The organism is Intestinicryptomonas porci (assembly GCF_033971905.1).
GTDB classification, from domain to species: Bacteria; Verrucomicrobiota; Verrucomicrobiia; order Opitutales; family Intestinicryptomonadaceae; genus Intestinicryptomonas; species Intestinicryptomonas porci.
On sequence record NZ_JALBUT010000004.1, the window covers coordinates 113639 to 133661 of the forward strand.

Annotated in this window: 19 protein-coding genes; 12 read left to right on the forward strand and 7 right to left on the reverse strand. The window is 46.1% G+C overall.

What is annotated here, in order from left to right; genetic code table 11:
• From MOX91_RS04365 to gmk, 7 genes are read left to right on the forward strand one after another with little or no spacing between them, the layout of a single operon-like run.
• Positions 1-2463: a DEAD/DEAH box helicase gene (locus tag MOX91_RS04365; RefSeq protein ID WP_370396862.1), complete on the forward strand. Its 2463-nt coding sequence runs from the start codon at positions 1-3 to the stop codon at positions 2461-2463.
• A 2-nt stretch (positions 2464-2465) separates the two neighbouring features.
• A complete protein-coding gene (locus tag MOX91_RS04370) occupies positions 2466-3209 on the forward strand; it encodes an exodeoxyribonuclease III (RefSeq protein ID WP_370396863.1) in 744 nt (247 codons plus the stop codon).
• Complete coding sequence (locus MOX91_RS04375) at positions 3206-3649, forward strand: hypothetical protein (RefSeq protein WP_370396864.1); 444 nt, start codon at positions 3206-3208, stop codon at positions 3647-3649. Before MOX91_RS04370 ends, MOX91_RS04375 begins: the two co-directional genes overlap by 4 nt.
• Before the next feature lies 1 nt (position 3650).
• A complete protein-coding gene (locus MOX91_RS04380) occupies positions 3651-3989 on the forward strand; it encodes a histidine triad nucleotide-binding protein (protein ID WP_370396865.1) in 339 nt (112 codons plus the stop codon).
• A gap of 45 nt (positions 3990-4034) precedes the next feature.
• Positions 4035-4763, forward strand: a complete 729-nt coding sequence (locus MOX91_RS04385) for an acyl-[acyl-carrier-protein] thioesterase (RefSeq protein ID WP_370396866.1) — start codon at positions 4035-4037, stop codon at positions 4761-4763.
• Positions 4764-4767: 4 nt separating this feature from the next.
• Entirely contained in the window at positions 4768-5298 is a 531-nt protein-coding gene (locus MOX91_RS04390) for a hypothetical protein (protein WP_370396867.1), read from the forward strand.
• 3 nt (positions 5299-5301) lie between these two features.
• On the forward strand, positions 5302-5880 hold the full coding sequence (gene gmk, locus MOX91_RS04395) for a guanylate kinase (protein ID WP_370396868.1): 579 nt from the start codon (positions 5302-5304) through the stop codon (positions 5878-5880).
• Between the two features lie 36 nt (positions 5881-5916).
• Here the strand turns inward: gmk and MOX91_RS04400 are convergent, their stop codons facing one another.
• Positions 5917-7578, reverse strand: coding sequence for an AMP-binding protein (locus tag MOX91_RS04400; RefSeq protein ID WP_370396869.1), 1662 nt, complete (start codon positions 7576-7578; stop codon positions 5917-5919).
• Positions 7579-7694: 116 nt separating this feature from the next.
• On the opposite strand from MOX91_RS04400, the gene MOX91_RS04405 reads away from it, so the two are divergent.
• Positions 7695-8057 carry an FtsB family cell division protein gene (locus MOX91_RS04405; RefSeq protein ID WP_370396870.1) on the forward strand — a complete coding sequence of 121 codons (363 nt, stop codon included), beginning with the start codon at positions 7695-7697 and terminating at the stop codon, positions 8055-8057.
• A 3-nt stretch (positions 8058-8060) separates the two neighbouring features.
• A complete protein-coding gene (locus MOX91_RS04410) occupies positions 8061-10448 on the forward strand; it encodes an alpha-amylase family glycosyl hydrolase (protein ID WP_370396871.1) in 2388 nt (795 codons plus the stop codon).
• A 62-nt stretch (positions 10449-10510) separates the two neighbouring features.
• Here the strand turns inward: MOX91_RS04410 and miaB are convergent, their stop codons facing one another.
• Entirely contained in the window at positions 10511-11890 is a 1380-nt protein-coding gene (gene miaB, locus MOX91_RS04415; RefSeq protein WP_370396872.1) for a tRNA (N6-isopentenyl adenosine(37)-C2)-methylthiotransferase MiaB, read from the reverse strand.
• A 150-nt stretch (positions 11891-12040) separates the two neighbouring features.
• On the opposite strand from miaB, the gene metX reads away from it, so the two are divergent.
• From metX to MOX91_RS04430, 3 genes are read left to right on the forward strand one after another with little or no spacing between them, the layout of a single operon-like run.
• Positions 12041-13177, forward strand: coding sequence for a homoserine O-acetyltransferase MetX (metX, locus tag MOX91_RS04420; RefSeq protein ID WP_370396873.1), 1137 nt, complete (start codon positions 12041-12043; stop codon positions 13175-13177).
• A 4-nt stretch (positions 13178-13181) separates the two neighbouring features.
• Entirely contained in the window at positions 13182-13799 is a 618-nt protein-coding gene (locus MOX91_RS04425) for a methionine biosynthesis protein MetW (protein ID WP_370396874.1), read from the forward strand.
• Positions 13800-13803: 4 nt separating this feature from the next.
• Entirely contained in the window at positions 13804-14388 is a 585-nt protein-coding gene (locus tag MOX91_RS04430; RefSeq protein ID WP_370396875.1) for a ClpP family protease, read from the forward strand.
• A gap of 372 nt (positions 14389-14760) precedes the next feature.
• Here the strand turns inward: MOX91_RS04430 and MOX91_RS04435 are convergent, their stop codons facing one another.
• The 5 genes from MOX91_RS04435 to MOX91_RS04455 all read right to left on the reverse strand — a co-directional run bounded on the left by MOX91_RS04435 (position 14761) and on the right by MOX91_RS04455 (position 20008).
• On the reverse strand, positions 14761-14967 hold the full coding sequence (locus tag MOX91_RS04435; protein ID WP_370396876.1) for a ribbon-helix-helix domain-containing protein: 207 nt from the start codon (positions 14965-14967) through the stop codon (positions 14761-14763).
• 195 nt (positions 14968-15162) lie between these two features.
• A complete protein-coding gene (gene lpxD, locus MOX91_RS04440; RefSeq protein WP_370396877.1) occupies positions 15163-16215 on the reverse strand; it encodes a UDP-3-O-(3-hydroxymyristoyl)glucosamine N-acyltransferase in 1053 nt (350 codons plus the stop codon).
• Positions 16216-16231: 16 nt separating this feature from the next.
• Positions 16232-18562, reverse strand: a complete 2331-nt coding sequence (locus tag MOX91_RS04445) for an HD family phosphohydrolase (protein WP_370396878.1) — start codon at positions 18560-18562, stop codon at positions 16232-16234.
• Positions 18537-19535, reverse strand: coding sequence for a PhoH family protein (locus MOX91_RS04450; RefSeq protein WP_370396879.1), 999 nt, complete (start codon positions 19533-19535; stop codon positions 18537-18539). The genes MOX91_RS04445 and MOX91_RS04450 overlap by 26 nt, the downstream gene beginning before the upstream one ends.
• Positions 19532-20008, reverse strand: coding sequence for an HIT family protein (locus MOX91_RS04455; protein WP_370396880.1), 477 nt, complete (start codon positions 20006-20008; stop codon positions 19532-19534). The genes MOX91_RS04450 and MOX91_RS04455 overlap by 4 nt, the downstream gene beginning before the upstream one ends.
• Positions 20009-20023: the final 15 nt, after the last annotated feature.

Consider the following 20023-nt stretch of genomic DNA (forward strand, 5'->3'; position numbering starts at 1 on the left):
ATGGCGTTTGTTCGTTCCGCACAGCGTTCTTACGATCGCGCAGCATTGGAAGAATGGTTTGAAAATTTTGACTTCTCATGGGAGTCTAAATTTTCTTCGCGCGAATTGAAAGAGGGGCGAAAGCTGTACACGGGGGGCGCGGTCCACACTTTGGAGCTTCGCAAAAATTACGCGAGCGCAAACTTGAAATTTGCAGACGGCACTATGCGCTATTGCGTTATTGATTTTGACAGGGGCTCTTTTACTCTCAGAGGGTCGAGTGGCGACGATTTCACTGATTCCGTCTGCGCGGTTGCGGGGCTTTACGAAGTCGAAGAGCTTATGGCGGACGAATTGCCGCCGTTAAAATTTGTCGCGCCTCCGCAAAAAAACATCGAAGTTGGCGATTCCGAAGAAAAATCCGCTTTGCAATCGGGGCGTTCCGAAGAGGCGGAAGAGGGCGCAATGAAGCTTTCGCTTATATTCAGGCTTAAGCGGGACAGTTTGATTTTTGCCTCCTACTGGAAAACCGATTCAGGTTTAAAGCCCGCATTCGGTGATTCGGCAATCCGCGCCGACGCTTTAAACAAGAAAGAGAGGGAAACTCTTGTAAGGCTTGCGTCTTTTGCAAGAAAGGCGGGTTTTTCATATGACGGCAAAAACCATGTTCTTTCGGACGCGTCCTCTTTCCCGCGCGCGGCGTCAAACGCAATCACGCATTGGCGAAAGTATTTCGACGTGCCAAAAAATGCCGATTTGGAGCTTGTCTTGAAAGGCATAAGAAATCTAAGCCTTAACATATCGCTTTCCTCTTCCGGCTTGGGTAATTTTTCCGCCGATTTTTCCGCTTCCTTGGACGGCGAAAAAATCGGTTTTGACGAGCTTAAAATTTTGGACGGCTTGGACGGACGGTGCGCGGTTTTGCCTAAGAGGGGCTTGGTGCGCCTCTCTCAGAAAGACGAAAGTTTGATTTCTTCCGCGAGGCAGGCTTTCGACTTGTTTAAAGGAAAACCGCCGAGGTATATGCTTTTTACGCTTTTTGACGACTCTGCCGTAAAGCTTTCGTGCGAGCTTGAAGACTGGAAGAAGTCTGTTTCTGCTTCCGCAGAGCTTCCCGAAAATTTAAAATTTTTGCGCAACTACCAGCGCGAGGGTGTCTCAAAAATATTATCGGTGTTTTCAAGCGGATGCTCGATGCTCCTTGCCGACGAAATGGGGCTTGGCAAAACCGTACAGTCTCTTGCCGCAATTTCTACAATGCACGATTTGTCGAAAAATTTTTTGATAGTCTGCCCCGCGAGCGTAATCCCCGTATGGAGAAGCGAAATTGAAAAATTCTTTCCGCATTTAAAAAGCAAAACTTTGGATTCGGACGCGGATTTTTCAACGGAAAGCGGAATTATTTGGCTTGCGAGCTATACTCAGCTTAGGCGCAACAGGCAAAAGCTTGAAAATACCGAGTTTGAAATGGCGGTATTAGACGAGGCTCAGTACATCAAAAATCCCGACTCCAAAATAAGCGCAACCTGCATGTCGATAAAATCCCGCAAGCGTCTTGCGCTAACGGGTACTCCAATCGAAAACAGGCTGACTGATTTGTGGACGATTTTCAGATGGCTTATGCCAGGGCTTATGGGAGCCCGTGCGCAGTTTGAGCGCAGAATTTCAGAAGATGTAAATTTTGCCGAAAGGCTGAGACGCCAAATTGCGCCTTTTGTTTTGCGCAGGATGAAAAGCGATGTTGCCAAAGAGCTTCCGCCAAAATTCTTTGTGGATTTGCCTTGCCCCATGAGCGAAGTCCAGAAAACCGAATATTCGCGCCTTTTAAGCGATGCCCGAAGCGCGCTCAAAAGTTCAGACAGGCGCGAAAGAATTTCCGTATTGTCGCTTCTTACGCGGCTTCGCCAGGCGTCTTGCGATCCCGCGCTTTTGCCGAATTTGTCGGGGAGCGACTTCTCCAACAGCGGCAAGATTTCCGCCCTTTGTTCGGCTCTTTCAACGGTGTTTTCAAGCGGGAAAAAAGCGGTGGTTTTCAGCCAGTTTGTGAAATTTTTGGATAGAATCAAGGCAAAGGTTTCAATCGACTTTCCCGAAGCCGAAATTTTCGAGCTTACGGGCTCGTCTTTGGACAGAAAATCCCCTGTTGACGCTTTTCAGAATGCTAAAAAATCCGCCGTCATATTTGTCAGCCTGAGGGCGGGCGGAACGGGCATCACTTTGACGGGGGCAGACTATGTTTTCATTGCCGACCCATGGTGGAATCCCGCAGTGGAAGAGCAGGCGATAGACCGCGTGCACCGCATTGGAAAGAGCGGGGACGTGATGGTTTACAGGCTTGTTTCGGAGGGGACGGTAGAGGAGAACGTGCGCAGGTTACAACTTAAAAAGAAAGCGGTTTTTGAGGAAGTTATCGGCTCTCTTTCAAAAAACAAAAAGAGTTTTGAGGAAGCCGTCTCTGAAATTTTGGACGATTTTAAGGATTAAAAATGAGGATAATATCTTGGAACGTAAACGGGCTTAGAGCCGTTCTAAAAAAGAACTTCGGCGATTTTGTAAAAGAGTATTCGCCCGATATATTGTGCTTGCAGGAAACAAAAATTTCATATGACATTTGCGGGGAAATAAGCCTGCCTTTTGAATATAACAATTTCAGTTGCGCCGAAAAAAAAGGGTATTCAGGCGTCGCGATTTTATCAAATGAAAAGCCGTTTGATGTCAGGTCTATTGAGATGGAGGGGCATCCGCAAGAGGGCAGAATTTTATGCGCGGATTTTGGCGAATTTAATTTGATAAGCGCGTATGTCCCAAATTCGCAGGACGAGTTAAAACGCCTTGCATACAGGCGCAAATGGAATGCCGACTTTGCTTCGCTTGTGAAAAATATTCCCAATGCGATAGTTTGCGGAGATTTGAACGTGGCGCATGAGGAAATCGACATAGCCCGCCCCAAGACGAACCATTTTTCCGCAGGTTTTACCGACGAGGAAAGGGCTGATTTTTCCGCGCTTTTGAAAGAGGCTTCGCTTATAGACGTTTGGCGCGACAAAAACATCGACGTTGCAGGCAAATACACATGGTGGAGCTACCGTTTCGGTGCAAGGCAAAAAAACATCGGATGGCGCATAGACTACTTTTTGGTTGCCGCCTCCATTGCGGGAAAAGTGAAAAACGCCGAAATTTTAGACGGCGTGGAAGGTTCGGACCATTGCCCGATTTTAATAGACTTATGACTTCCCATTGCGACAAAATAAGGGCTTTGAACGGCATATTGTCTTCGAGAAACGGCAATTCCGCCCGTAAATTTGAAGAAGTTTCAAGGGCGATAGACTTTGCCGTACAAAACGGAGACGCCTTGAAGCCGATTGGCGATTTCGCAAAATCCGTCATGAAGATGTACGATGAATCCGCCTGCCTTGAATTTGTTGACATAGATAGCGACTACTTTGACCCGATTTTCGCCATAAATCAAATAACAGATGCCGCAAAGCGTTTGGCGGGGCATGAAAAGCCCGTTTTGGTTGTTGCGGGAATGGATAAATCCGCAATGCGCGGCGGCAAAAACTGGTCGCAGAAAAAGCGCGAAGAATATTTTGAAAATTTAAGTGTTGTAGAAAATTTTGTTTTGCGCTACAAATCGTCAGTATCAAATATAGAAATAATATTTATTTGAGATGAAAACAGTATTCCAAAAAATCATAGACGGCGAAATTCCGAGTATGCCGGTTTATCGCGACGACAAGTGTATCGCGATAAAGGACATTTCTCCGCAAGCCCCCGTCCATATTCTTTTGATACCGATAAAGCCGATTCCGCGCCTGTCTCTTGCAACGCAAGAAGACGCCGAACTTTTGGCGCACCTTATGCTCACGGCTCCCAAAATAGCGAAAGAGCAGGGGCTTCAAGACGGTTTCAGAATTGTGGTAAATAACGGCATAATTGCGGGCGAAACCGTGCCGCATTTGCACATACACATCTTGGGTGGCAGGCAGATGGCTTGGCCTCCGGGTTGATTGCCGCGCGTGTTTTAGCATTGTTTCGCAAATTGAAGAAATCAAATGGCAAAATATTCCGATGATTACCGCGTCAGGGTCGGCGATGCCGATTCTTGCGGATTTTTAAAGCTTCCGTCGCTTCTTGGCATGATGCAAGAAATTGCAAAAGATCATGCGGAAGCGTTGGAAATTGGTGCGTCGGTGCTTGCGCCGCAGGGTTTGGGCTGGGCTTTGTCGAAGCTGCAGCTTGAAATATCGCGTTTGCCGAATTGCGGCGAGAGAGTTTTCATAAAAACCTGGGCAAGCACGCGCAGCAAAATTCACACGGAGCGCGAGTTTTTAATTTTCGACGATTTGGGCGACAAAATAGCGTCCGCGCGCTCGATGTGGATTTTGTTCGACTTAAAAAAGCGCAGAATAGAACGCTTGGATAAACTTCCGAATTGGATGCGCGACGAAGAGTTTGCCAACGATTTTACCTTTTCTGAAATTTCAAAAGCTCCGTCTGCGGATTCCCCGTTTGTGTCTAACTTCGGCGTCCGCAAAGACGACATCGACATGAACGGGCATGTCAACAATTCAATTTATTTGACTTGGGCTCTGGAGCCTGTCCCGGACGATTTTTATTCAAGCCACAAGGCGCGAAAAGTTGAAATTTATTATTTGAGCGAGGTTTTCAGGGGGCAGAGGCTTGACAGCATTTGTGAACTTGACGGAAATTTGTCGCGCCATTTGATTGTTTCGGAGGGCAGGGAGCGCGCAAGGGCGCAAATAGAATGGATTGAGGCTTAGTTTTATGACAATATTTTTATCGACTGTTATTTTGGCATCCCTGTTTTTGGTTTCGGGGCTTGCGTTTTGTTTTGAGGGGTTCAAAATCCCCGCGTTCAGATTTTTGAGAAGTCAAGCTGCGGCATTGGTTTTGGTGCCTCTTGCTGGCGCGTGGTTTTTGTGGATTTTGTACAATTTGACCGAAGCGGACTTTGGGCAGTACAAATACATATTGATGGCGATATTTGGCGGGGCGGGGCTTTTGTCTTTCAAGTATCTGCCCGATTTTTTGAGCGTCAGGGGGCTTTCGGTTTTGATGATTTTATCATTGCGCGAATTTCTGAATTCCGCGTACATGGTTGACGAGGCGTACAAATTCCTTTTCGTCTTGGACTGTTATATTTTGGTTGTCGCGTTTGTGTATTTCGGGTGTCTTCCTTACAGAATGCGCGACTTGTTTGAATGGATTTTTGAAAAAAGTGCGAGGCGCAAAATGGTTGCGGCCGTTTTTCTTTTGGAAGCGGTTTCGCTTTTTGCCGTCTCTTTAACTTATTGATTTATGGACGGAATTTTACTTGTTGTTTCGGGTCCTGCGGGAAGCGGCAAAAACACTGTCTGCGAGCGTCTGATGTCTTCATGCAAGAACATTACGCGGGCAATTACCACTACAACGCGCGCTCCGCGCCAGGGCGAAGCGGACGGAAAAGACTATCATTTTGTTTCAGTTGAGGAATTTGAAAGCGCGGCAAAGCGCGGAGATTTTTACGAATGGGCAATGGTGCATGGCAGGTACTATGGCACGTCTAAGTCGGAAATTCTCTCAAAGCTTGAAAGCGGAAAGGACGTTATTTTAATCATAGACGTTCAGGGCGCAAAGGCTTGGAGGGAAATCGCAAAAAAAGACGCGGCGGTCGCAAAGTCGCTTCGCAGTGTTTTCATACGTCCGCAGTCCCTCGATGTAGTAAGGGAGAGAATGGTTTTGCGGGGCGACGAGAAAGAAGACATAGAAAGGCGCATCAAAACCGCCGAACGCGAGCTCTTGGAGGAAAAGAATTTTGATTTTGCTTTCGTTTCAAAAACAAAAGACGAAGACTTTATTTCCTTAAAAAATATTTACGAACAAATAAAAAAGGCGTAGAAAAAAACCTTGCCAAAATCGGCAAGGTTTTTTGTTTTACTTTGAATTTTTTGCTATGCGCCTTAAGTCTCCAAGGCTTATTTTGCCCGAAGCCAACGTCGGAATTTTATCGACTTTTACGCATATTTTCGGAATCCACAAATTCGATATTCCCGCTTCAGAAAGAAGCTTGCGCAAGTGCTGCATATCAATGTCCAAAGTCGTTATTAGCACTAATTCTTCGCCTTTTGCCTCGTTTTCACGGGAAGAAACCGCGATTGTGATTTCCTCCGATTCGCTTTGCCCGAGCGCGGCGATAATGGATTCTTCAACGAGCGCGTGAGGGACCATTTCTCCGCCGATTTTGGAAAAGCGCGAAACTCTGCCTTTTATGTGGATAAATCCGTCTTTGTCGAGGCTTGCGATGTCGCCCGTAAGGAGCCATCCGTCCTTGAATTTTTCAAAGTTAAGCTGCGGGGCATTCAAGTATCCGCCAAAAACGTTTGCGCCTTTCAAGCAGAGCATTCCGTCGCTTCCGAAAGGCAAATCTTCCTCTGTTTCGGGGTGGATTATTTTTGCCTGCATTCCCGCGAAGAGCTGGCCTACGGTGTCTTTTCGAGTTAACGAATTGTAATTTCTGTACGGATTTAAAGGCAGGTTTTCGGGGAGATTTACGGAAACAACCGGCGAAGCTTCCGTAAGTCCGTATCCGATTTTATAGGCGGAGTTTGGAAATTTTTTCTCCCACATTTCCTTAAATCCGTCAGGCGTTTTTTCAGCTCCCGCTATGACGATTTTAAGGCTTTGGGCAAGCTTTGGGTCGCCCTTTATGTAATATGAGCGCAAGAATGTCGGCGTTGAAATCATGATGTTTGACTTCCACTTGTGCATTGCCTCGAAATTTTGCCTGATTTCAAGCGGGCTTGCCACTGCAACGACTTTATGCGGGAATATGGAAGTAAACCAAACTTGAATGCTCTGCCCGAAAGAATGGAAGAGTGGAAGGTTTGCATGCAGGGAATATTCGGGCGGAATAATCCCCGTGTAGTTCATTTGCAGGCAGTTTGCCATTAGGTTGCGGTGCGTCAAAACCGCCGCTTTCGGCTCGCCCTCGCTTCCGCTCGTAAAAATTATCGAAGCTTCGCTGTCGCCGCCCCGCGTCGGAATGTCGAAAAGTTTTATTATGGCGCAGGCGGGCAGTATTTTTACCGCTATAAGCTTTTTCAACACGCCCTTCTTGCCTATTTTCTTCAAGATGTCTGAAATGTCGCAAAAATTTTCACCCCACGGGAAATCGGGGAATTTCTGGCTTACTTTTTGGCGGAGCTTTTCGGAGCTTATCACGACTTTGACGCCCGATTTTCTGTAGCAGGCTTTCGCGGCCTCCGCTCCCATTGTGAAGTTTATGTTTACGCTGACTTTCCGCGCCATTTGAAGTGCGACGTTTACCGCCGCTCCCGCAATGCCTGATGGAAGGGCGATGCCTATGCGCTTTTCATCTTTAAAGTTCGATGATATGTAGTCTTTCAGGGCAAGGCATAGGGCAAGAAATGTGCCTCTGTTCATGGACTTGTCCAAAGAAGCGTCGTAAATATGATGTTCCGATGTTTTTTTGGAAAGCCCCCTGATGGTCGCGGCCGCCAAATTTTCGTTCAACCGAGGATGGGCGTTGAAATTTTCAAGCCCTATGTCTAAAATTTTCCCGTCGATGATTTTCATTAAAGTTAAGTTTGCATATTTTTGAGAAATCCGTCAAACGGATTTTTTTGCCCATGGCTTAAAAAATATAAAAAATCGCTTTACATGTCGGGCAAGTGGAAGCATATTCAGAATAAATGTCGTCAAAGGGCACATCAAGGATTGGAAGCGTCGTTATTTTTATTTTTACGGCGGCGTGCATTTTAATGGCGGCATATTTCGGCATAGTAAATTACGACGCCTATTTGGAGCGTAGAGAGTACATTGAAAAAACTGAGGCTCTCAGGCTTAAAGCCTCAAAAATAAAAGCCGATAACGACTACAAAAAAGAATATTTCGGCCGCCTTGCAAACGACGGCGAGTTTGCGGCGAGGGTCGTCCGCGAAACGCTCGGCTATGTAGGCGAAAACGAGATAATATTCAAATTTGACAAAGACGAATTTTCGGCGCGCTCCAAAAAAGGCGTGTCCGTCGAAAGAATTTCAAATAAATCTAAGTAAGCTATGGGTATTTTTAAGGCGTGGTGGCATACGCAAAGCTGCGTGGGCGTTCTTTTTGATAAAGATTTAAATTCACTGCCTCGCCTTCGCATTGAGTCGGCGGGGGAATCGATAAGCGTGCAGTCGCGCTTTGCCTCTCCCGTGGAATTTGCCGCCTACACTTCATATTTCATAAAAGACGGCGCGGTTCATTTCTTTTTAAGCCGCTCGAACTTCCACAATGTGGCAAAGCACGGCAGGGGCGAATTTTATCTCTGCGGAAATTTCAACGGGTGGCAGGACGCCATTGGAAAAGACGCGTGGAAGCTGAAAAAAGGCTCGTGCGAGTTTGAGTATGAGCTGGCTGTTCCGATTTCTTATTTCGGGGATTTGCGCAAAAAGTTTTTGTTTAAATTCGCAAACAAAGAGGGCAGGTGGTTTCAGCCGAGAGCCGACGCACCGAATTTGGAATACGATGCGGATGGTAATGCAAATTTGCGTTTTTTGTTTTCGCGCACGCATAAAAATTTCATTTTGGCGCAGTCTTCGAAAGCCTGCGATTTGCGTGAGGATTCGTATATTGTAAACGAGGACTCTTTGACAAGGCTTCGCATAGACGAGGCGGAGCTTCTGCTCGAATCCAATTACGGATGCAAAATGGGCGTTGAAATTTCGGGCGGGAAAACAACATTCAATTTCTTTGCGCCCCGCGCGGATTATGTCGAGCTTTTATTGCGAAAATTGCCATCGGACAATCCTGAAACTTTCGCGATGCAAACGGAAGACGGCGCGTTGTGGACGCTTTCTTTCAACGAAAATCTGGCGGGCAAATATTACACCTACAAAGTTTTCGGAAGGAATTTAAACGCTTCGACTTCATTCGATTTCTCGCGCGAAATCATAGACCCTTACGCGGAGCTTCTCACTTGCGCGGACGGCGTTGCAAAAATAGTCGATGCGCGTTTTGCACCGAGGGCGGAAGTTCCGTTTGTTCCGCCAAAGTGGCAGGATTTGTCGATAATGGAAATCCATATACGCGACGTGCTAAAAAACGCCCCAGAAAGCATTGCGGAGCGTGAAAAACTTGGCTTTAAGGGCATTTCAAAGTGGCTTGATTCGGACGACTGCTATCTGCTTAAAACAAACGTAAACGCGGTTGAAATACAGCCCGTGCAGGAGTTCGACAACAAGTCGGTTGCCGAGTACCATTGGGGGTATATGCCCGTAAACTGGTTCGCCCCGTCGTCGGCGTATGCGTCGGGCTTCATGACGCAGGCGGAAGATTTTGCCGAAATGGTTGACGCTTTCCACAAAAGAAATCTGGCGGTAATTTTGGATGTCGTTTACAACCATGTAGGGGAGCCGAACTATCTTATAGCGATAGACAAAGAGTATTATTTTAATACGACAAAGGATTTTGCGCTGACAAATTTCAGCGGATGCGGAAACGATTTCAGGGCGGACGCCCCGATGTCGAAAAAGCTCATAATTGAAAGCTTGAAGCATTTTGTTTCGCGCTACAACGTTGACGGTTTCAGGTTTGATTTGGCAGAGCTGATAGGATTCGACACTCTTTCCGAAATAGAAGTTGAGCTTAAAAAGGTGAAGCCCGGCATCATACTCATCGCGGAGCCGTGGAGTTTTAGGGGCAACATATCCGGCGCGCTTTTTGACGGCGGCTTTGCCTATTGGAACGACGGATTCAGAGAATTTATGCTTTCTTATGCAAAAGGCGGCGGCAATGCCGAAGGCTTCAAATACTATGTTTCGGGCTCGCAAAAATACTACGCCTCATGGCCGGCCCAAACAGTAAATTACATCGAAAGCCACGACGATTTTTGCATGCTCGACAGAATTTCCCAAACGCCCGAAAATCCGAGTGTTTCGGAAATCAAAACATACAAAATGTGCATCGCGCTGATTTTGACAAGCATAGGAATTCCCATGGTTGCAGAGGGCGCGGATTTGCTCCGCACGAAGCAGGGCGTTAAAAACACCTATTTAATGGGAGATTTAAATGCGCTAAATTACGAAAGGGGTTGCGAATATACGGGGCTTCGCTCATGGGTTAGGAGCTTTTTGGCGTTTAGAAGGTCTGATAAATCAAAGGCTTTACGTCTTGCCGACAGGTATTCGGAAGGCTATTTGGAATTTTTTAAGGCTGAAAAATCGGAGTCTTCGGGAGTCCTTTTCAACGCGGATTTGTCGGTTCGCGCAAAGATGGTTTTTGCGGCGTTCAACCCCTCCGACGCTCTTGTAAAAATGCCTCTTGGCGGATTAAATCCCGCCGATTTTTTGCAGATTGCGGACATTTCGCGTTTCGATGAAAACGGGATTTCCGACGGAAATTATTTCGATAAAAACTTCCTTTTGCTTCCGCCGAAATCCTTTGCCCTGTTTGTGCAAAAATAGGCTTTGCCGTTTTGGCGATAAATTTTCAAATGCTAAAAATTTTTTGCAAAGTTTATAAAAAACTATTCCAAGACGCCGTCCATTGCGGAAACTCCCGCGCTTATGATTTTTACGCTTACAAGCTTTCCGATTAGTTCTTCGGGGGCTTTGAATATGACTTTTCTATGGGTTCTCGTGCGCCCCATGAGGTTGCCAAGCCCGCGCTTTGCCTTGCTTTCAACAAGGACTTCCTGCGAGGTGTTTACTAATCTTTCGTTAAAATCCAAAGATTGTTTTTTTAGCATTTCCAAAAGAATTTGGTTTCTGCGCTCCTTTTCGTCTTCGGAAACATTGTCTTCAAGTTCTGCCGAAACCGTGCCCATTCTGGGGCTGTACTTGAATATGTACGCCATGTCGAAACCGCATTCTTTGAAGACTTCGCACGTTTTTAAAAAATCCTCTTCCGTTTCATTGGGATAGCCGACGATTATGTCGGTTGAAAGCGAAAAAATTTCTTTTGATGCTTTAAGAGCCTTTGCGATTTTTATGAATTTTTCGGCCGAGTATGGGCGGCGCATTTCCCTTAAAACGCGGTCGCTTCCCGATTGCAGTGGAAGATGCGCGTATTCGCAAATTTTCTCCAGACTTGAATATGCCGCAATCAGGTCTTCTTTAAAAAATGAAGGGTGGGGCGATACAAATCTTATGCGCTCAATTCCATTTATTTTGTTTATTTTTTCCAGAAGCCGGACAAACGGGCTTTTGCCCTGCACATTTGGCATTTCGCCCCTGCCGTATGCATTTACGACCTGACCTAAAAGCTGTATTTCCTTTGCACCCGAGTTTGCGAGAATTTCAGCCTCGTTTACGATGTCTTCCATCGGACGCGAGCGTTCTATGCCGCGAGTTTTGGGTACAATGCAGTATGAGCATTTCATTGCGCACCCTTGCATTATAGAGATATTTGCGCAAATCTGACTTTTTGAAAAATCGTGGAGTTTTATTAAGTTATGCGAAGTTTCGTCGTCTTCTATGTTTATGATTGCATCGTTATGCTTCCATTTTTTGCGTTCGCCTTTTTGCGGGTCTTGGGGAATGATGCCGGCTTTGCGCCTTTTTGCGATTTCTTCTATATAGTCCGCGACATACGGCGTTTTGCGCGATCCTGCTATAAAATCTATCTTGGGGACGGACTTCACAATTTCCGAGCCCCTGTTTTGGGACATACAGCCCATTACACCGATGATTGGAAATCCGTTTTTCTTTTTGTGGGAAATCCGCAAAAGCTTGCCGATTGCCTTCTGCTCGGCGGCTTCCCTGACGGAGCATGTGTTTGCCACAAACACGTCTGCTTCGGCTTCCGTGCGCGCTATTTCATGCCCGCGCAATTTAAGCTGGGCGGCAAGATTTTCCGAGTCGCGCTCGTTCATTTGGCAGCCGTATGTCTTGATGTAAACCTTCATTTTTATTCTCCAAATAAAGCGGTTTTTGCGTTTTTTTTAAAGGTCAAAATTAAAATTTTTTTGCGTTTGATTAAACTTGAAAAAAATCGGAGCCTTTGGTTTTATTTAAAGTCTATTATTTTTGGCGCATAATCCGCCGATATTTTTTATATGAACGATTTTTCATCATCAGTCCGCGAAAGCTCGTTTGGCGAAATAGGATTTGTAAGCTGCAGCGATTTTCATTGCGCAGTTCCCCTTTCGTTTGCGCTTGGCGGCGGGTTGAAGTCTTTTGACATAAGGTATGAAACTTACGGGAAGCTTAATGCTGAAAAATCAAACGCTATATTGGTTTGCCACGCGCTTACGGGCGACCACCATTGCGCGGGGATTTACTCTTTGACGGATAAAAAAGCGGGGTGGTGGAACAACATAATAGGCCCCAACAAGCCGCTTGACACAAACAAATATTTCATAATCTGCTCAAACTGCATCGGCGGCTGCCAAGGCTCAACAGGGCCTTCGAGCATAAATCCTGAAACGGGGCAAAGATACAATTTGTCGTTCCCAATCGTTACCGTAAAAGACATGGTTTTGGCGCAGTCGCGCCTGCTCGACTATTTGGGAATAGACACCCTCGCGCTCGCGATAGGCGGCTCAATGGGCGGAATGCAGGTTTTGCAGTGGGCGGTTGACTTTCCCGAAAGGGTGCGCAAGGCCGTCGCGCTTGCAACGACTTCGCGCCAAAACGCGCAGGCGATAGCCTTTAATTGCGTCGGAAGGGCGGCAATCATGCAGGACCCTCTTTGGAAAAACGGGGAGTACGAATTTGGCAATCCGCCGAGGGTGGGGCTTAGCATCGCCCGAATGATGGCGCACATAACCTATCTTTCTGACAAGGGTCTCGAAGAAAAATTCGGAAGGCAGACGCACAAAAACGGCGGCGACTATTTCAGTTCGAGTTTTGAAGTCGAAAACTACTTGCGCTACCAGGGGCAGGCGTTCGTTAACCGCTTTGACGCCAATTCTTATCTTTACATAACGAGGGCTTTGGATTTGTACGACTTGCGCGGAGAGGACGGCTCGCTTGAATCCACATTGGAAAAAGTGAAGGCAAACGTAATGACCGTAGGCTTTACTTCCGACTGGCTTTTCCCGCCTGAACAGAATTTGGAAATCGTCCGCGCCTTGCTTCGCTGTGGAAAAAACGCGACGTATGCGGAAATTGAAAGCGACCTTGGGCATGACTCTTTCTTGATAGAATCGCCCAAGCTCTACGAGCTTATAACATATTTTTTGGACGCGTAAGAACATGGCTCAAAAAACACCTACAAGCAAAAAAAGAAAAGTCGAACTCCGCGCCATAAGCGATTGGGTGTCGAAAGGCGACCGCGTTTTGGATTTGGGTTGCGGGCGCGGAATACTGCTTGAAGAGCTGATGAACGCAAAGGATGTTTACGCGCTCGGCGTCGATTTGGATTTTGAAAAAATCCTGCGGGCGGTAAAACGCGGAGTAAATGTGATGCACTGCGACATTCTGACCGCCCTCAAAACTTTCGACGACAATTCTTTCGACTGGATTATATGCTCCCGAACCCTGTCGGAGCTTGAAAACACAAAGCTTGTCATTGACGAATCTCTGAGAGTCGGCAAAAGGGTTGTCATCGGGTTTGTGAATTACGGATATTGGTACAACCGCCTGCATTTGGCATTTAAAGGGCGCAGAACCGTGAACAAAGTCTTTGAAAACGACTGGTATTGCGCGCGCCCGATGAACCAAATATCCATAGTTTCATTTAAAGAATTTTGCGCAAATAACGATATAGCTATAAACAGAAGCCATTTCTTGCGCGGCAACTGGCGCACTCAATGCAAATTTCTGCCGAATTTGATGGCGGGATACGCCTTGTTTGAAATTTCAAAAAAATAAAATTATGAATTGCGAAGAATCTGAAAAAACATCGAATAAACAAAACCCTTTCGGGGAAATAAAAAAACGCTTTTTGGAAGAGCGCAAAGTCTTTTTGTGGGGTGCGGTTGATGGCAAGTCTTCTGCGGAAATCGTCGAACAGCTCATTTATTTGGATATGCTCGACCATGAAAAGGAAATCACATTTTACATAAATACCCCCGGCGGTTCGATTTCCGACGGGATGGCAATTTACGACACCATAAAGCTCATAAAAGCCCCCGTAAAGGTTGTGGTGACGGGAATTGCGATGAGCATGGGGTCCATACTTCTTTCTGCTGCTCCAAAGGGCAAGCGTTTCTTGTTCCCGCATTCGAGCGTCATGATACACCAGCCGCTTATAATGGGCGAAATGAGCGGAACTGCAGTTGAAATGCACATTCAGGCAAAGGAAATGGAGCGCATGCGCGAGATACTAAATAAAATTTTGGCGGACGCATCGGGTCAGCCGCTTGAAAAAATCGCCAAAGACACCGACAGGGATTTTTACATGACTGCCGAAGAAACCATTGCTTACGGTCTTGCGGACGCGATAATAGCGGAAATGTAAATTTCAAGCGTTGCCATATTGCAAAAAAACGCCTTGTTTCAATATTGAAATGGGGTAGCGGTATTTTTTTTCAACGCGAATTTTGCTAAAAAAATTTTAATAGAGATTGCAGGGCTGTTTGAGCCTTGCAATTTTTTTGTTTTATGAGATTTAGCGAAAAGCTTACATTTTATTGGTTGCATATATAAGCTCGAAATAGGAGAGAGTGGCAGTTTTAATCTCCCAAAAATTTTTACATGCGCAATGTATTCAATATCTAAAAACACACTATGATTTAATGATTTGAATCTTTTAAATCATGCGTTTTTATTTGAGCAGCAGAAAAATAAAAAAGCCCGAAAAATCGGGCTTTTTACGGGTTTTATTAAATGATTACTTTAAACGTTTTTTTGCTTCTGCAACGCCGGCAAATTCCTTTGCCATGTTTGCGAGAGTTGTCGCGATAAAATTAGAACGGTTGCGATTGTCCAATTCCGCCATTTTATCGATTTGTTCAACCAACGGCTTTGGAAGACTGATTGATATCTGAGTCATTCCGCTGTCTTTTGAGCCTGATAATGATTTTGGAGTTCTGCCCATGTTTTTTTTCTTTCTTTTGGATTGAAATTTTATTTCTTAATGCTTCTAATTGTATAAAGGCAAAAGATTTATATTTTCTAATAACTTATTATTAAAATAATTGCTAATTTTTTTGTCAATTATTTTTTTCATCGGAAATAAAAAGTTTTTTTAGAAAAATTTTTCAGGTTTTTTTCGGTTTTTGAAAATCGGTTTTTATTTAGAAAAAGTCTTTTTCTCAATGCCGATTGTCTTTTCTACTTCTTGCAAGCGTTTGAAGAGATCGGGGAGTTTTTCTTTTAAAATATCGAGTTTGTGCGCCGTCATAAACGGGTATGCGGGCGTTCCCCTTACATATTCGTTCGGCTTTAAGTCGTGATTTATGCCGCTTTGCGCCCCGACTTTCGCACCGTCTCCAAGTTCGATATGCCCTACAACCCCGACTTGCCCGCCCAAAATGCAGAAATTGCCGAGTTTCGTACTGCCCGAAATTCCTGTTTGGGAGACAATGAGGCATCCTTTGCCAATGCGCACGTTGTGGGCGATTTGCACGAGGTTGTCGATTTTCGTACCTTCCCCGACGACTGTCTTGTCAAATCTTGCCCTGTCGATTGTGGTGTTTGCGCCAATGTCAACATCGTCTTCAAGGACTACTTTGCCGACTTGCGGAATGCGGATATGCTTTCCGTCCTGATAGGCATAACCGTAGCCGTCAGAGCCGATGACAGCTCCAGGCTGAACCCTGCTTCGCTTGCCGACTTCGCAATAATCCATTATTACGGCGTTTGGCATAATCCAGGCATCGTCTCCGATTACCGCCGAAACTCCGATGTAGTTGTTTGCCTGTATCCTCGCGCCTTCGCCGATTTTCGCGTTTGCAGAGACTACGACGTTAGGTCCGATAATTGCGGTTTTTGCAATTTTTGCGGACGGGTCGATTACCGCGCTCGGGTGTATCCCCGCCTTGGGCTTTTGCCACAAAACCGCTTCTATCAAGGCGCAGATTTTTGCAAGCTCTATTGAAGGATCGTCAACGAATATCGCGGTTGTGTTTTCCGAAACTCCGCCTTTGTAGGCACGCGGAAGGAGAATTGCTCCTGCCTGTGATTTTTCCACTTCATGGGCGTATTTTTTGTTTCCCAAAAAGCTTAAATCCGAGGGTTTTGCTTCGGAAAGCCCCGCAATTCCTGACAGCGTTTTGGACGTGTCGCCTTTAACTTCGGGGTTTGAGAATATTTGAAGAAGGTCTTGTATCTTGTATTCTTTCATCGTATTTTTTTTGAAATTATTTTTGCTTGTTTTGGCTCAGCGCGGCGGGCGGAGTGTTGTATTCCACGCGGGAATGGAGCATGTTTTGCAAAGTGAAAATAAAACTTTCCCTTACTTTTGCGAGCTGTTTTAGCGTAATTGAAGATTCGTCGAGCTGGTTGTCGTTCATTTTAGACTGGAAGATTTTGTCAACAAGCTCTTCTATCGAGTGCGAAGTAACGCGTTTCAGAGAACGCGACGCCGCCTCGCATGAGTCTGCGAGCATTATTATGGCGGATTCGGGCGACTGCGGGCGTTTGCCTTCGTGTCGGAATGTGCTTTCTTCAATGCCGTTGTCGCGCAGGACTTGGAGCAGGGTTTCCTTGTTTGCGTTTGCCCCCGCAAGGTTTAAAGCCTTGTTGTAAAAATAGCTTATGACGGAATTTCCGTGATGTTGCAAAATCGCGTCAAGCACGACGGGGGGCATTTTGTATCTTTTTGCAAGCTCCAAGCCTTCTCTTATGTGGCTTTTTATTATGAGTGCGCTCATTGTGGGGCTTTGGGCGTCGTGGGGGTTGTTCGCCGCCTGGTTTTCAGCAAAAAATTCGGGCTTTATGAGCTTTCCGATGTCGTGGTAAAGCCCGCCTACGGCGCATTCAAGAGGATTTGCCCCGATTTTAACCGCCGCCTGCTCCGCAATTTGCGAAACCATCAAACTGTGGTGGAAGGTCCCGGGGGCTTCCATTTGAAGCATTCTCAAAAGCGGGTTGTTGTAGTCGGTATATTCGAGCAGTGTCAGATTTGACGTAAGCTTGAACAGCCTTTCAAATATCGGTATGACGACGGTTGCGACGACCCCCGTAATAATTCCCGAAAACATTGCGATTGCCCCCTGTTTCCAGAGCATGTCGGAATTCAAGTCGTACGCAGTGCCTATGATTACGGAAAATACCGACAATATCAAACCGTACAACAGCCCTCCCGTGATGACTTGCTTTCTCGTTCTCGCCCCGTTGCAGTAAAAAATGGCAAGAAGGCTTGCGCTGAACAAAAGCACGAAGTAGTCGGGAGCAAACCCGAGCATTATGGTTGTCAGTATCGCTGAAATTAACGCCATCACAAAGCCCGTGTAGGAAGTGCAGAGCAAAACCTGCAGTATCGGACCTATCATAATCGGCGCACCGTACAAAAATATTGTGGCAAGGCTTTCGCCCGAATGTCCGACGGCTTCCGATATTTGAATAGCCGCGCGCTCTGAAAGCATATTAAAAATCAATAGCACCGAAAAAAGAACGATGCTACGCTTGCGCCTGTTGCGGGAGTTTTTACTGATTGCGAAAAACAGCGCGCTTGAAAACATCAAAAGAAGGCATATCGAAAATTCCCTTATCGTGTTTGAAACGGGATTTTGGCTCTGGTTCTTTTCCGATTCCTTTATGTAGGCATTCAAGCGCTCCATTTCGAGAGGGGAGAGCTTGCGGTTTGGCTCTATTATCGTTTCCCCTTCCGTAACCGTCACTAAAACGGGGGCGACTTTTGCGCGTGCCTCGTCGCGGTATTTTTGCGTGAGCGGCTCATTGTAAACAATGTTGGGGCGCAGTTCGGAATTGAAAATCCTGTAAAGGGCGTCCGACAAGGTTTCGGATATTCCGAGTTCATAGATGCGCTTTTTAAGTTCGCGTCGGGCTTCCGTCTGGTTGCGGCGGTATTTGCGTATGCCCCCGAAATCCAAAACCGAATCGGTCTTTGAAAACACGGGGTCGTTGTCTTCGTAAATGCCTTCGTTTACGATTTCTTTAAGGGGCGTCATGACAAGCCAAAATCGCTGCTGGCGGTTGCCGGGGGTAGTTTCAGACATTATGGAGGGCAGGTCAGCCTCGTTTATGTTGAAGCCCGTTGTTTTTTTTATGAGGTTTAAAAATGCCTCATCGCTCATTTCGGCAAGGTTTTGCTCTTCCTGCGCGCCTTTTGCGGGTTCTGCCGCCACGCTTTTCTTGCCGCGCTCTTTGGACTGAATTTGCCGCGCGTTCAAAAGCTCTATGAGTTTTGATAGGTTTGCGCCAAGCGAATCTTCATTCATTTTCACAATTTCGCAGGCTATCGGAACCATTCCCGCAGCGCGGTCTTTTTTCGCCTTTGTGCGGATTTCGCTCGGATAGTCGAACGTCATGGAAGAAACCACTCGCGCCTGGGTTTTCATTCCCATGCTGATTTGGAAATTTATGGGCTTTCTTCCCGCAAAGCAGATGAAATAAAGCGCAAAGCTCATTGCCAAAATCATTATGGCTATGAGTATTTTGTGGTGGGTTTTCAGCGAAGACTTGTTCTGAAAAACGTTGTATTTATATAGACGTTCCTTGCGTGTCATTGCTTTTATTTGATTTTTCGGAGTTTCCTGCGCGTTCGTAGGCTTCGATTATTTTTGTCACCAACCGATGGCGCACAACGTCGGATTTTGTGAAATTGAAAATTTCAATTCCCTTTATGCCTTTTAAAATTCCAAGCGCGTCTTTTAAGCCCGATTTTTTGTTGCGGGGCAAATCGGTCTGGGTGATGTCGCCCGTTATGACCATTCGGGAATTTTCGCCAAGTCTTGTCAAAAACATCATCATTTGCTCTGTTGTGGTGTTTTGAGCCTCGTCCAAAATCACGAATGCGTTTGATAGCGTGCGCCCCCTCATATAGGCAAGGGGGGCTATTTCTATAATTTGCTTTTCTACCGCCTTTCTTGCGTCTTCCTGACCCAGCATGTCAAACATTGCGTCGTGCAGGGGGCGGAGATAGGGCAGGAGTTTTTCCTGCAAGTCTCCGGGCAGAAAGCCGAGAGCTTCTCCCGCTTCGACTGCGGGGCGGGTCAAGATTATCTTTTCGATTTTTCTTTCCTGCAAAGCTTTTAACGCCGACGCCACTGCGAGATATGTTTTGCCTGTTCCCGCAGGGCCTATCCCGAAGACAATTTCGTTTTCCTCAATGGCTTGGAGGTATCTTTTTTGGCTCGAATTTTTTGCCGCGATGCTTTTGTGGCGCAAGTCTATGAATTTCGGGTTTATGAAAACTTTCAACGCCTCTTCCAGTCCGCCTTCCGACGCTTTTTGCAAAATTCCCTCGTAATCGGACATGCTAAACGATATTCCGCGGTTTTTTGCGTATTCCAAAGCCTTGAAAAACGCGCAGGCGTCCTCTGCGGACTTCGCGTCTTCAGACACTATTTTAAGCCAGTCGTCGCGCGTTATGATTTTTACGCCGAAAGTTTTTTCCGCAAGCTCTATGTTTTCAAGAGAGTCTTTGTACAAAGACGAGAGAAGTCGCGAAGATGGGAATGTCAAAGTTTTTTCAATCATGCGAACTTAACGAGTTTTTCCCAAAGGGCGTCCATTGCCTGCGGAAGCACGCGGGTATCGGATATCACGGGCATAAAGTTTGTGTCTCCGTCCCAGCGCGGGACGACATGGCAGTGCAGATGTTCGGGAATGCCCGCTCCCGCCTTTGCGCCCAAATTAAAACCTACGTTGAAGGCGTCGGGGTTCATCGCATTCTTTAATATTTGCTTTGCCTTTATAATGGCGTCAAAAAATTCTACGCGCTCTTCGCTTGTCAAATCTTCTATGTCGGCGACTTGGCGAAGCGGTATAACCAAAAGATGCCCGCAGTTGTACGGGAATTTATTCATCACAATATAGCAAAACTTTCCCTTCCACAGCAAATGAACCTTTTTGGGGTCTTGGTTCGGGATTTCCAAAAACGGATTGCCTTTCTTTTCCCCCTGCGGAATTTCTATGTATGGTATTCGCCAATATGAATGTAGTCTTTGCATTTTCAATATCCTCTT